12 protein-coding genes are annotated in these 13,778 nt (G+C 42.0%); all 12 read right to left on the reverse strand.

The window, feature by feature from the left end:
• Window positions 1-2 precede the first annotated feature (2 nt).
• Window positions 3-1,679 carry a polysaccharide biosynthesis protein gene (locus FAY33_RS02050; RefSeq protein WP_143319099.1) on the reverse strand — a complete coding sequence of 559 codons (1,677 nt, stop codon included), beginning with the start codon at window positions 1,677-1,679 and terminating at the stop codon, window positions 3-5.
• On the reverse strand, window positions 1,666-2,811 hold the full coding sequence (locus FAY33_RS02055) for a DUF3048 domain-containing protein (protein WP_143319100.1): 1,146 nt from the start codon (window positions 2,809-2,811) through the stop codon (window positions 1,666-1,668). The genes FAY33_RS02050 and FAY33_RS02055 overlap by 14 nt, the downstream gene beginning before the upstream one ends.
• Complete coding sequence (ybeY, locus tag FAY33_RS02060) at window positions 2,808-3,305, reverse strand: rRNA maturation RNase YbeY (RefSeq protein ID WP_143319101.1); 498 nt, start codon at window positions 3,303-3,305, stop codon at window positions 2,808-2,810. Before ybeY ends, FAY33_RS02055 begins: the two co-directional genes overlap by 4 nt.
• On the reverse strand, window positions 3,295-4,311 hold the full coding sequence (locus FAY33_RS02065) for a PhoH family protein (RefSeq protein ID WP_143319102.1): 1,017 nt from the start codon (window positions 4,309-4,311) through the stop codon (window positions 3,295-3,297). Before FAY33_RS02065 ends, ybeY begins: the two co-directional genes overlap by 11 nt.
• A complete protein-coding gene (yqfD, locus tag FAY33_RS02070; protein WP_143319103.1) occupies window positions 4,298-5,539 on the reverse strand; it encodes a sporulation protein YqfD in 1,242 nt (413 codons plus the stop codon). The genes FAY33_RS02065 and yqfD overlap by 14 nt, the downstream gene beginning before the upstream one ends.
• 25 nt (window positions 5,540-5,564) lie before the next feature.
• The gene (locus tag FAY33_RS02075; protein WP_143319104.1) at window positions 5,565-5,831 is read right to left on the reverse strand and encodes a YabP/YqfC family sporulation protein; all 267 of its coding nucleotides are present in this window, start codon (window positions 5,829-5,831) and stop codon (window positions 5,565-5,567) included.
• A gap of 140 nt (window positions 5,832-5,971) precedes the next feature.
• Window positions 5,972-6,148, reverse strand: coding sequence for a 30S ribosomal protein S21 (rpsU, locus tag FAY33_RS02080; protein ID WP_008975787.1), 177 nt, complete (start codon window positions 6,146-6,148; stop codon window positions 5,972-5,974).
• Window positions 6,149-6,288: 140 nt separating this feature from the next.
• Window positions 6,289-8,895: an alanine--tRNA ligase gene (gene alaS / locus FAY33_RS02085; RefSeq protein ID WP_243126570.1), complete on the reverse strand. Its 2,607-nt coding sequence runs from the start codon at window positions 8,893-8,895 to the stop codon at window positions 6,289-6,291.
• A 228-nt stretch (window positions 8,896-9,123) separates the two neighbouring features.
• Window positions 9,124-9,984 (reverse strand): lysozyme inhibitor LprI family protein, encoded by an 861-nt coding sequence (locus FAY33_RS02090; RefSeq protein ID WP_143319106.1) that lies wholly within the window; start codon window positions 9,982-9,984, stop codon window positions 9,124-9,126.
• Between the two features lie 128 nt (window positions 9,985-10,112).
• Window positions 10,113-10,589 carry a ribonuclease HI gene (rnhA, locus tag FAY33_RS02095; protein WP_143319107.1) on the reverse strand — a complete coding sequence of 159 codons (477 nt, stop codon included), beginning with the start codon at window positions 10,587-10,589 and terminating at the stop codon, window positions 10,113-10,115.
• A gap of 15 nt (window positions 10,590-10,604) precedes the next feature.
• Window positions 10,605-12,206 (reverse strand): MBL fold metallo-hydrolase, encoded by a 1,602-nt coding sequence (locus tag FAY33_RS02100; RefSeq protein WP_143319108.1) that lies wholly within the window; start codon window positions 12,204-12,206, stop codon window positions 10,605-10,607.
• Between the two features lie 45 nt (window positions 12,207-12,251).
• Window positions 12,252-13,727, reverse strand: a complete 1,476-nt coding sequence (gene spoIVA / locus FAY33_RS02105; protein ID WP_143319109.1) for a stage IV sporulation protein A — start codon at window positions 13,725-13,727, stop codon at window positions 12,252-12,254.
• Between the last annotated feature and the right edge of the window lie 51 nt (window positions 13,728-13,778).

Raw genomic sequence — 13,778 nt, forward strand, 5'->3', positions numbered from 1 at the left:
AATCACAATAAATGGAATTTTCTTGCAATATCCACGATTCTTCTGCCTCCGGGCAGGCTGTTCAGTTCTTTTTCGTCAATGCAGCGAAGCTTCAAAAGTAAAACCCCGTATACTGCCATCGCTATTATAATAGCAGCGATAACCCCCAGAAAATTGCTCTTTGAGATCAGATGAATCAGAACATATATTCCATACGCAGCCGCTCCCATTACAGCAGAAGCGAACAGCGGAAGTAAAAATGTCTTTATAACCTCCTGCCTGTATCTTAAATACTTTCCAATTGCCAGGCCATTAAAGATACACATGGTAATGGCAAATAAAACATTGGAATAGAGGACTCCGTATATTCCCATTTTAAACACAAAGAGCATTACACACAGAATTCCCACATGAAGGATAAGAGAAATAACAGCATTCTTCAGTGGAGTCTTCATATGATTGATTCCCTGAAGAACAGCATTGGTAACCGTGGAAAGTGAGAAAAATGCCACGGCGGAAGATCCATATACCATCATGCTAATTAAGGCAGTATTATCGCTTTTTGCAAACAGCAGATTACAGATCGGTGCAGCCAGTACTGTCAGCCCTATTGTGGAAGGAATGGAAATGATCATGGAAAAGCGAATGACCATGGAAACCTTCCGGACGATCTGTCCTCTGTTTCGTTCCGCAACCGCCTGTGACAAAGAAGGAATCAGCGCTGATGCCAGAGAGTTGGCAATGGCAACAGGAATATTAAAAAGCAAACGGTATTTGCCCGAATAAACACCCCAGTTCGATGCAATCTCAGAGGCATCCATGCCAAGAGCCGACATGCCAATTCCATAAATGCTGTTGTCAATTACAATGCTGATATTATAGGCAACGCTGCTTAAAACAATGGGGAAGACTGTCAGAATTAAAATTTTTGATATACTCTCGTAGGTCTCCCGATATCGACTACGGTCTCTTCTCGCCTGTTTTTTTATAACCGGCCTGTAATTGAACAAAATAAATGCAAGGAACAGTAAAGCAGCGAATGCACCTACGCCCGTTCCAATGGTTCCACCTGCCGCACCAAACGCATAAGAATATTCCGTTGCTCCATGAAGTATATTGGATTTAAGACCTGCCTCAAAAAGTTTTGCTGCAGCATATATGCTGACGGCTGCATTGACAATCTGTTCAAAAACCTGAGAGATGGCAGTGGGGAGCATGGTTCCCAGTCCCTGGAAATACCCTCTGATAACACCAAGATAAGCAATAATCCAGATAGTTGGAGCCAGAGTCTTTAACGCATAGCTTGTATAGGGCATTTTTAAGAACTGATTGGCAAACACATCTGCTCCGAACCATAGAACCGCCGCTCCGAGTCCGCCCACTACTGTTCCATAAAACATGGACACCTTCAGTACCCGAAACGAATTTACATATTCTTTTTTTGCAATCCTCGTAGCAACCATTTTAGATACAGCAGTTGGAAGGCTATAAGAGGATACGATTAAAAGAATGGAATAGATTGAAAACGCGGAACTGTAATAGCCATTTCCTTCATCCCCAAGGATACTTGCCAGAGGAATGCGGTAAAACATTCCGATAATGCGTACAACAATTCCTGCAACTGCCAGAATCGTTCCCTGAATGAGGAAATTCGATGCTCCCTTTTTCTTTATATTTTTTCTAGTACTATTGTTTTCCATAAAATTCCACATTGGGAGAATCCTGTGCAGAAATAATGCAAACCCAGGTTTTACCCTGGTTCAGGATAATCTCATTATTCTCCATGTCGTAATAATGTGTGGGTCCAAATTCATTGTCTTTAGACCACTTAACCGGTATTGCTCTTCCTTCGGTAATAAATGTTCCAAAAGAATCACTCTGAACATTAATATTTAAATAATCTGTGGTAGCGTAATGAGCGGTGGGGCAATATTGTAAAATAATATTCTTCACTTTTATCTGCCCTTCATCTCCCTTATGTGCTGCCCCGTATTGGAACCGGTAATAAAGACCATCATCTTCATGATATTCAAACCAAGGTTTATTAAGCTTGTACCCAGGATAAACCTTATAGGCATCTTTTACATCTTTTGCATTCTCCAGGGTCACCTCTTTCCCTGTTTTTGCAAACTGGTAATGTCCCTTGTAAGAAGAATCAAATTCCTGGGAAAATCCCATCTCTTCCATGGCTTTTTTCAACCTCTTTCCGCTGGTATAAGCGTTATGAGGGGCTTTTTTATCCTTTGACCGGAAATACGCAACATTTCCAATTCCTTCAACTCCATTAATGTGATCCACATTGACAAGGTATGGTTTTGCAAATGTACTTTGACCATAATGGGCATATATTGAATCAAATTCACGGGCAAAGTATGTATAATAGGTTCTGCAGCTTCTAACGGAACCGATGCGTTCCAGATTATCATAGTCTTCAATCAGTGCCATATACCGGTTCATACCGCCCTCGGCAGGTGCCTCATAAACAACACCTGCCCGGTTTATGCCGTATTGAGGGAGTGCTTCTTTATCATTGCTCATCATAACAGCGACAGGTCTGCGGTTTCCGATTGCTGTATCTACCATTTCACCGGTTAGATAACTTCTTATTTTTCCATCTTTTTCCTGTCGTTCAGAAAAGGTATAGTAATCTCCGGGGCTTTCTTCCTCTGTCTGATTGGCAGGCGCAGAGCTATTTATAATAATTTCTTCCGTGCTTACCTCTTCAGTCCGCGGTTCTGTTACAGATACTGCTTCATATCGTTTTGTACAGCCAGATAAAAATGCAGAAGACAGCACCAGAAAAGCAAGCCCAAACCATACCCTTTTTATCATCTCACGTATCCCCTCCGTTTTAAAATCTCATCCTGTTTCTTTTCCATGACCAGGCGTTCTTCATCCTCCATATGGTCATAGCCAAATAAATGAAGCATACTGTGCGCCACCAGAAATGCCATCTCCCTGGTCTGGGAGTGACCATATTTTACAGCCTGTTCTTCTACTTTGTCAACAGAGATTACAATATCCCCCAGTAAAAGCTCCCCTGTCTCCGGATTAAAAGAATCAAAAGCCATCTGTTCCAGAGCTTCAAAATCAGAGGGAGACTGGTACTCCACCATAGGAAAAGAAAGAACATCCGTAGGGTTGTCTATATTCCGGTATTCCCTGTTAATCTGCCGGATATCTTCATTATCTGTAATGAGCACATTGACCTCCGCTTCATAGGGGCAATTCTCATAATCCATAGATTCTTCCACCACCTGGTTAATAATATCCTCATATGGAATCTCCAGCTTTTTTTCTGCTTCGTATTCAATATTAATTGTCATAATGTGCCTTTCTTCCTTTGACATTCCTGGTCTTTTTATCTTCTGCCTTTTTCTTTGATTCAAATTCATCGTAAGCCTGTACAATTTTTTGAACAAGAGGATGACGTACCACATCGCTGCTTGTCAATTGACAGAAACTGATGTCTTCAATCCTCTTTAATATTCTCATTGCCGTATCAAGTCCTGAAACTGCTCCTGTTGGAAGATCCTTCTGAGTCTGGTCTCCAGTAACAATAACCTTGGAACCAAAACCAATTCTTGTAAGAAACATCTTCATCTGTGCAGGAGTAGTGTTCTGTGCCTCATCAAGGATAATATAAGCGTTGTCAAGGGTACGTCCTCTCATATAAGCCAGGGGTGCCACTTCAATCAGCCCTTTCTCCGAATTATGGAGAAAACTTTCCGCACCCATGATCTGATAGAGCGCATCATAGAGAGGTCTTAAATAAGGATCAATCTTGCTTTGAAGATCGCCAGGCAAAAAACCCAGCTTCTCTCCCGCTTCAATAGCTGGTCTTGTCAATATAATCCGGTTTACTTCCCCGTTTTTAAATGCCTGGATCGCCATCGCCATTGCAAGGTAAGTCTTGCCTGTTCCTGCAGGGCCAATTCCAAACACAATCATCTTCTTTCTGATCTGATCCACATACTGCTTTTGACCAAGAGTCTTTGGTTTTACTGGTTTTCCGGCAATGGTCCGGCAGATAATATCCTTATCTATCTCCAGAATCTGGTTGTCATTCTCAGAAAAAGACAGGGAGAGGGCATAATCTACATTCTGTTCTGTAATGGTATTCCCTCGTTTGGACAGTTCGATCAGATTGCTGAATACACTTTTTGCTTTTTGGACCATCTGCTCTGGTCCTATAATCTTAATGGCACCATCTCTTCCAATTATGGTAACGTGAAGTGTCCGCTCAATCTTTTTTAAGTAGTTGTCAAACTGTCCGCATACATTCTTCTCGTGTTCTACTGGGATATCTATCATTGTCTCAATTACGCTCATCTGATTGATTTGTCTCCTCCGGTTCTACTTGTTGGATCTCCAGACCTTCCTGCCGCCCCACAGGCTCTTCCGTAACAAAGTCTATGGCGATCTGGCACAGAGATTCATTATCTAGTATTTTAACATGATTTTCCAGAATTTGTACCCCTTTTTCCAATAATTTTTTTTCGTACTCCTGATTCATCTTATCAGCAAGTTCCTGCTTCTCATTGTCCCTGTAAGGACGCTCATAGGAAATGTATTCTTTTGCCGTTATATTGCCTACATAAATGGGGAGGTAAAAATTCTCAAACAAATGAAGTTGATTCTCTTCCATAGTCCGTTTCCAGCTGGTTCCTTTGGGTTTTGGAAGCATGAGCATAAAAGAGGAATGGAAGGCTTTTATATACCTGCCCTTACGCACTCTTCCTGTCTCCACGTCTATTTTACGATACAAAGGGATCTGCCTGGTAAACTGGTAACTGGTTTTAGCATATATATCAGCATCAGAATGAATATAGTGGGTGTTTATGACTTCTTCACTGTCTCCAATAATCGGTATAGCACCATGGACCAATACCTGTCCTTTGGTAATCTCGTCACCAATCGAAACCATGGGAATTCCGCTTCGGACAATCATGGAAGTAATAACACCATCTTTTTCTGCCACAAGGTTACTTGGGGTTTCATCCTTTACAGGGACATGAGACAACACTTCATTTTCCTTTATCTTAACCAAAAGCCTGGTTCCTGATACCCTTGCCGATACCCAGGTGATTTCTGGAAAAGCAGTTCGAAGGGACTCTTCCAGATTGTCGCAGTCAATCTTTGATTTTCTCATTCCATAGTTTATCTGCTGGGACTCGCAATATTTTAGCAGAGTGTCGTATGTATACATCCGGTTTCCATCAAATTCAATATCCCAGATAAATAAAGAAAGGACATATAAAATCAGAAAAAAACCAAAAAATCCGACACCATAGAATTTGCGTTTTCTGTTACGATATAAAAAAAAAGGAAGTCCAAACTTTTTTAAAATCCTAAGTCTGACCTTCGATTTACGGACAAGGGGCTTTATTTTCCGAAACCCTGGAACAGTCATGAAAAATTGATAAGTCTGACCGGAATTAACAACTTGCCATAATTCAATTTCATGAACCGTACACATATTTAAAAACCGTTCCGGTGAAAACCCGGACATTTCTATAAAAAGATAACCGAAAAAACGGCGGCTCAGCCAGTCAATCACGTTCTTACACCTCCAACTCCCTGCATCATTCGAATTCCAGGGATTTTATAAATCCATTGATTTTCATTTCTTCATTGGTGTAATACTCGATCATCAACCGGCTTCCAGAGATGATTACACGGCAATTCTTTGCCTGGAGCTTAATAGAGGAATCCGTATACAGGATAATACTCCGGTAATTTTCAATTACAACACTTCGGCGCCCGAGAAAAGACACAAGCACCTCTCCAAGAACGACATCTTTGGGGAGTTTTAAGGTGGAAGCAGCTTTTTCCTTTGATTCTTCCAACATATCTTCTCTGCCCTTCTCTCTTATATTCCTTTATACTATATGCAAAAAAGGAAGGGAAAATTCTATATTCTGTATGCCTGCAAAACTAGAAAAAACCCCTGGTTATGCCTTAGCCAAACCAGAGGTTCATCTTTTAACAATTAGTTATATTTACGTTTTCTTGCAGCTTCAGACTTTTTCTTACGTCTTACGCTTGGCTTTTCGTAATGCTCTCTCTTACGAATTTCCTGTTGGATACCTGCTTTAGCACAGTTTCTTTTGAATCTGCGTAAAGCGCTATCTAAGGTCTCGTTGTCTTTAACGATTACATTGGACATAGCTCACACCTAACCTCCCTCCAGTTGTGTACTTGTGCATAATACAACTGTTTGGGTATTTTATAGCACTGATATGATTATAGCATAATTTTGCCATACGTCAAGAAAAACTTTCATAATTTTTCGTATTTCAACAACAATTAGCTTAACTGCTGGGCAGCCACTTCCACTGCTTTCTGCAGGCACTGATCAACGCCGGAAGGATCTTTTCCTCCTGCCTGCGCCATATTGGGACGACCGCCGCCGCCGCCGCCCACAAGGGCTGCAATGGCTTTAAGGAGATTACCTGCATGAGCTCCCTTTTTCTGAGCTACTTCGGTTACTGCCGCCATAAGATTTACTTTTTCTCCCTGGACAGAAGCAATTACAATGACACTTTCTCCCAGTTTATCCTTTAACTGGTCTCCTAAATTACGGAGTCCGTTCATATCCACATCCATTACTTTTGTCGCAAGAACTTTAATGCCGTCTATCTCCTGAATCTGCTCAGTCACATTACCGAGAGAATCTTTTGCCAGCCTGCTCTTTAATTTCTCATTCTCAGAATGAAGCATTTTGATTTCTTCCAGAAGAGATTCAATCTTGGAAGTAAGGGAAGACGGAGTGGTCTTGGCTGCTTTAGCAGCTTCATGCAGCTCTCGTTCTGTCTCTTCATAATAGCGCATAAGCCCATCACCAGTTAAAGCTTCTATTCTTCGAACACCTGCAGCAATACCTGCCTCGGAAAGAATCTTAAATGAGCCCACTACACCAGTATTGGAAACATGGGTACCGCCGCAAAGCTCTGTGGAGAAATCTCCCATCTTCACAACCCTTACGCTGTCTCCATATTTCTCACCAAATAATGCCATTGCGCCAGATTTCTTGGCTTCATCCAAGGACATAATTTCGGTTTTTACCGGAAGTGCTTCTTTTATCTTCTCGTTGACAAGAGTTTCTACTTTATTGATCTCGTCTTCTGATAAAGAAGAGAAATGTGTGAAGTCAAAGCGAAGTCTGTCTCCATCAACGAAAGATCCTGCCTGTTCCACATGTTCGCCGAGTACAGTTCTCAATGCTTTCTGGAGAAGATGTGTGGCACTGTGGTTCTTCCCTGTATTCTGGCGGTTCTTTTCACAAACTTTCAAGGTGATTTTGTCACCAGTCTGAAACATCCCCTTAACCATCTTTCCAACATGGCCAACTTTGCCGCCTAACAGATTAATGGTATCTTCCACCTGAAACTCACCGCTGTCGCTGATGATGGAACCCACATCTCCCTGCTGTCCGCCCATGGTTGCATAAAATACGGTCTCTGCAGTTATTAAAGTTCCGGCTTCTCCGTCTGTAAGCGCTTCTACCACCTCTGTTTCTGAGGTAAGTGCTGTAATAACAGAATCACAGACTAACTTGTCATATCCGACAAATTCAGTGGTAAGAGAAGGATCAACAGACTGATAAACAGTAACATCGGCACCCATATAATTGGTGGTCTTTCTTGCATTTCTTGCAGTCTCCCGTTGCTTCTGCATCGCAGACTTAAAGCCTTCCTCATCTACACCAAATCCTTTTTCAGAAAGAATCTCCAGAGTCAGATCAAGAGGAAATCCATAGGTATCATACAGCTTAAATGCCTCTTCTCCTGAAAGGACAGTCTCCTTGCCTTTTTTCATGGACTCTTCCAGTTCTCTTAAGATTGCAAGCCCCTGATCAATGGTCTTGTTAAATTTGTCTTCTTCCTGAGTGAGAACTTTTAAAATCATAGCCTTTTTCTCTTCCAGCTCCGGATATCCATCCTTTGAAAGATCGATCACAGTTGCAGACAGATCAGCAAGGAATTTACCTTCTATGCCTAAAAGACGTCCGTGACGTGCAGCCCTTCTAAGAAGACGGCGAAGTACATAACCTCTTCCTTCATTAGATGGCATAATTCCATCAGAAATCATAAACGTGCAGGAACGCACATGATCAGTAATCAGGCGAAGGGATACATCCACATCAGAATCCTTTTTGTATTCCGTATGAGCCAGATCTGCCACACGGTTTAAAAGTGCTTTTATTGTATCTACATCAAAGATAGAATCCACATCCTGAACTACAACAGCCAGACGTTCCAGTCCCATACCGGTATCAATATTCTTCTGCTGTAATTCTTCATAATGTCCATGACCGTCATTCTCAAACTGAGTAAAAACGTTGTTCCATACTTCCATATAGCGGTCACATTCACAGCCTACGGTGCAATCAGGCTTACCACAGCCATACTTCTCTCCCCTGTCATAGTAAATCTCAGAACAGGGTCCACAGGGGCCTGCCCCATGCTCCCAGAAGTTATCTTCTTTTCCAAACCGGAAAATCCGTTCCGGTTCAATTCCAATATCTTTATTCCAGATATCAAATGCCTCATCATCTTCCAGATATACAGAAGGGTAAAGTCTGTCAGCATCCAGACCAACCACTTCGGTCAAAAATTCCCAGGACCAGTGAATGGCTTCATTCTTAAAATAGTCACCAAAGGAAAAGTTACCAAGCATCTCGAAGAAAGTGCCGTGGCGTGCGGTTTTGCCTACATTTTCAATATCTCCTGTCCGAATACACTTTTGGCAGGTTGTCACTCTTTTTCTGGGAGGAATCTCCTGACCTGTAAAATACGGCTTAAGCGGAGCCATACCTGAGTTGATCAACAACAAGCTGTTATCATTATGAGGAACCAGGGAGAAGCTTTTCATCGCCAGATGTCCCTTACTCTCAAAAAATTCAAGGAACATTCTCCTCAGTTCATTCACACCATAGTTCTTCACGTTACTGTCCTCCGTTAGTTATATTGTCTATTCTGACAAAATGCCGCCAAATCCGGCATTCATTGATTTTGGTATTTTCCATCTAAATACACAATATCATTTATCTTACTATCCTATCATATGGTTTTTTATTTATCAAGATGTTCCAATGGAATTTTTTTCATTCCAGAAAAAAAGCACGGCTTTCGCCGTACTTTACTGATCCGCAGAAGAAGATAGCACATTCATGTATTCTTTTACAAGTTCATATGCCCTTGCTCTGGTAGACTCCGTCAAAGATGCCGTATATTCAAGACCTTCCAGGGTTCCACCGCTATGTTTTTTCGCTGCTTCCTCCGCCTTTGTATCCCGGGTCTTTAACCATGCCTGCTGGGATTCTTCCAAAGATTTCTTATCTTCCTCAGACAATCTTTTAGAAATTGCATCATAGATGGTATTCTGCTCCAAATTCCATAATTTCAGTTCCTCGGCAGCAAGCGCTTTCATGGAATAAGTGGTTGGGTCCGTGGATTCTTTTCTGATCTTGCTGATCTGTTCATCCAGACTTTCCAGATGTTTCTGGTAATAAGCCGCGCCTTCAGAGGGAGAAGGTTCATTGAAAAACTTAACCTTGGCATCGGGATTTTTAGGGGAAATAACGGTTTCCGGCACTGTTGTCTGGACCTTTGGCTCCGGAGCGATCTGTGGTTTTTGTTCTTCTTGCTGGGAAACGTCAGATCTCCTCAATGAAACTTTGTTCTCTAAGGGAGTGTTATCCGGTTCCGCTATTACGGTATTTTCATTGTCTTCTTTTGAATCAGCAACCCTTTGGTTTGTATTTTCGTTAGAAACAGAAGCATGCACCTCTGGCTTGCCAGCAGTTGAAAAAGATTCCTGACCGGAATACTTCTGTTCTTCCCTGTCTGAAGCTAATTCATCATTGGGCATTATCTGGTTCTCCAAAGAATACGGTGTAACTTCCTGATTTTTTATAAAATTGGTGGTGGCAGTTGTCACAAGCACACCTGCCACCAGAATACTACCAATGGTTATCCATATTCCGCTGTTTTTATTCATGAGCGATCATCCTAACATGATTTGATGAAGTTACCATATCACAAATAAAAAGGAAAGAAAATAGGAATCCGCATTTAGTAAGACATCGTAAGAGATATGTAAGTTTTTGACATCCCTTCTCTTTCTTTTTATATTCCCTCATCAACCAAAAGATTATCTCCGTCTGCCGCAGCAGTTGCCAACTGATCACACCGTTCATTCTGCGGATGGCCGGCATGTCCTTTTACCCAGTGGAATGTCACATCATGAGGTTCTTTGGCTTTTAATAATCTTTTCCACAGATCAATATTCTTGACAGGACCGCTTTTCCCGCGTTTCCAGTTATTTTTAATCCAGTTATCAATCCAGTGCTGATTAAAGGCATCAATCACATATTTCGAATCTGAATAAAGTTCTACCTGGCATGGTCTTGTTAAAGCTTCCAGACCTGCGATTGCTGCCATTAGTTCCATCCGGTTGTTGGTTGTCTTTACATAACCTGCGGACATTGTTTTTTCATGAAGCTGTCCTTTTGAATCTGTAAATTGCAACACCGTACCGTAGCCGCCCGGGCCATCTGGATTCCCCCTGGCAGCTCCGTCTGTAAATAATAATACTTTTGTCACGTTATGTTTCTCTCCTTATCTGTCCCATTTATCACATAATGAATTAATCTGATCTGCAAATTTTGCCAGATCTTTATTTGCTCCGCCCTCATTATGACGAATAACTTGTAAAAGTCTTTCTCCTGCAGCAAACAGCCTTCCATATACACCTGCAGGTTTCTTAAAGGGTTCCAGTGCTCTCACAACTTCAACACCGTCTGCTTTTTTCAGCCATTTTCCGCTTGCCAGATCATAAATGGATCCCGAATGAGGAGCTGTTACCTGAAATCCATATTCTTCTTCAAGAAGCTGTTCAAAAGAATTGCAGACCCTGTCATCTCCATGAACCAGAAATACTTGTTTGGGTTTCTCTTCAAACGCATTCAACCAGCCAATCAGTCCTTCCATATCTGCATGGGAACTCATCCCGTCCATTCGCTCTATTTGGGCTTCCACCTGAATGGTCTCACCAAACAGCCGGACCTCTCCTGCACCATCAATAAGAGTTCTGCCAAACGTCCCTGACGATTGGTATCCGGTAAAGACAATGGTGCACTGAGGTTTCCACAAATTATGTTTCAGATGATGCCGGATTCGCCCGGCATCACACATCCCCGCTGCCGATATAATCACTTTTGGCTTAGGATTAAAATTAATGTTTCTGGAATCTTCACTGGTAACAGAAAGCTTAAGTCCCGGAAAAGAAATTGGGTTAACCCCGCGTAATACCAGTTCTTTTGTCTCTTCATCATAGCAGTCCACCAGATTGTCTTTAAAGACCTGCGTGGCTTCTACGGCAAGAGGGCTATCGACATAAACATTAAATCCATCATGTCCGGTAACCCTCCTTTCTTCTTTAATGCGTCGGAAAATATAAAGCAGTTCCTGGGTTCTTCCCACCGCAAAGGCAGGAATCACCACATTTCCCCCTCTGTCAAGGGTTCTCTGCACAATATCTGAGAGAACGGATACATGGTCTGGAACAGGCCCGTGCAACCGGTCACCATAAGTACATTCCATCACTACATAATCCGCATCTTCAATATACTGGGGATCCCGTATTAAAGGTTTGTTACGGTTTCCGATATCACCAGAAAAAACAATCTTCTTAAAAACTTCATTCTCGTTGATCCAGACTTCAATAGAAGCTGAACCAAGGAGGTGCCCCACATCAATAAAACGAATTGAAAGCCCCTCCTCCAGTTCTGCTCTTTCATTATAAGCATAGGAACGAAACTGTTTTAAAACACCTGTTACATCATTAATTCTGTATAACGGTTCCTCTTCCGGTAACCCGGCACGTCTTGCCTTCCGGTTTCTCCATTCTGTCTCGGACTCCTGAATATGAGCGCTGTCTTTTAGCATAATTCCACACAAATCAGCGGTTGCTACCGTGGAAATTACTTTCCCCCGGAAACCTCTCGCATAAATAAAGGGGAGCATACCTGCATGGTCAATATGCGCATGGGTTAAAAAAACGTAATCAATCTCCGCATAACTCACCGGTAATTCTGCATTCTGAAATCGATCAATCCCCTGCTCCATACCGCAGTCCACAAGGATCTTTAAACCGGCAGCTTCCAGATAATGACAGCTCCCTGTTACCTCGTGGGCTGCACCAATGAACATCAATTTCATACCAGCCCTCCTTTTGTATCTGTTTTTTCGTATTATACCATTAATTTAGATAATAATGCAAATCATACCGCCATTACTATCATTAATAATTTTTTGGAGGGTATCCTGGAGTTTTAATTGACAGTCTTCTGTCAATTGAGACACTTTTGCTTGTATGCCGTCTTCCACAATTTGTTCAATGGACTTTCCAAAAATATTGGTACTCCAGATTCCTTCCTCACTGTCCCTTGCATTTTCCTTAATATAGGCAATTAAATCCTCTGCCTGCTGTTCGCTGCCTACAATGGGTGCAATTTCTGTCTGGATATGGGCTTTGATCAAATTAATGGAAGGTGCTTCTGCCCGCATCTTTACGCCATATTTATTGCCATGTTTAATAACTTCTGGTTCGTCAAGCATGATCTCAGACCGTTCTGGTGTTACAACCCCATATCCTTTTAAACGTACCTGGCTCATTGCCTGGTTCACCTTTTCATACTCCGCTTTCATTTTGGCAAGCTCACTGAGGGTCTGCATAAGCTGATATTCACCTTCAATGGGAATCCCTACATAGTCGCTTAAAATCTGATAATAATAACTGTCATCCACATCCATGCCTACGGCAACGCTGCCGTCTGCCATGTTCATGTTCTGAACCTTGATGGCGTGAATACTTTCCACCGCTCCATCATAAATGTCACTTGCGACATCTTTCATATGGGTTACTTTTTTTACCATGTTCTTGGTAGCATCAATAACCTGGGCTTTCAGCCAATGGGTTGCAGGGAGAATCTCAAGCCACTTTGGGATGAAAAAATCCATCTCTGTTACCGGAAATTCTTTTAAGACCCGTTCCAGAATGTTATTTACGTCCTCTTTCTTTAACTGTTCACAGTTAATAGGAAGAACGGTTACGCCGTATTTCTGGCTCATTTCTTTGGAAAGTGCAGTTGTTTCCTCTGAATAAGGCTTTGCAGAATTTAAGAGAATAACAAACGGTTTTCCAAGGCTTTTCAATTCCTGTACCGTTCTCTCCTCGGCTTCTATGTAATTCGGGCGTTTCAGTTCCCCAATGGAACCATCAGTGGATATAACAATACCAATGGTTGAATGGTCATTAATGACTTTTCTGGTCCCTATTTCCGCCGCTTTTGTAAATGGAATCTCGTAGTCAAACCATGGCGTTTTTACCAGACGTTCTTCATCGTTTTCCACATGACCAGTTGCCCCCTCTACCATAAAGCCTACGCAATCAATCAAACGCACTTTGGTTTCAATTTCGTCACCAAGACGAATGGTTGCTGCCTCCTTCGGAATGAATTTAGGCTCTGTGGTCATAATCGTTTTTCCTGCCGCACTTTGGGGCAGTTCGTCCCTTGTCTGAGTTTTCTGGTGTTCATCCTCCATCCCAGGTAATACCATCAATTCCATAAAGCGTTTGATGAAGGTTGATTTTCCAGTCCTTACCGGTCCCACCACTCCGATGTAGATTTCTCCATTGGTCCGGGCTTTAATATCATTGTATACGTTATAATTGTCCATAAAGATTCCCCCTTCTGTGCTGTTACACTATATGCAAAGGAGGAAAGATTA

Source organism: Clostridium sp. HBUAS56010, assembly GCF_007115105.1.
Taxonomy (GTDB): domain Bacteria; phylum Bacillota; class Clostridia; order Lachnospirales; family Lachnospiraceae; genus Lacrimispora.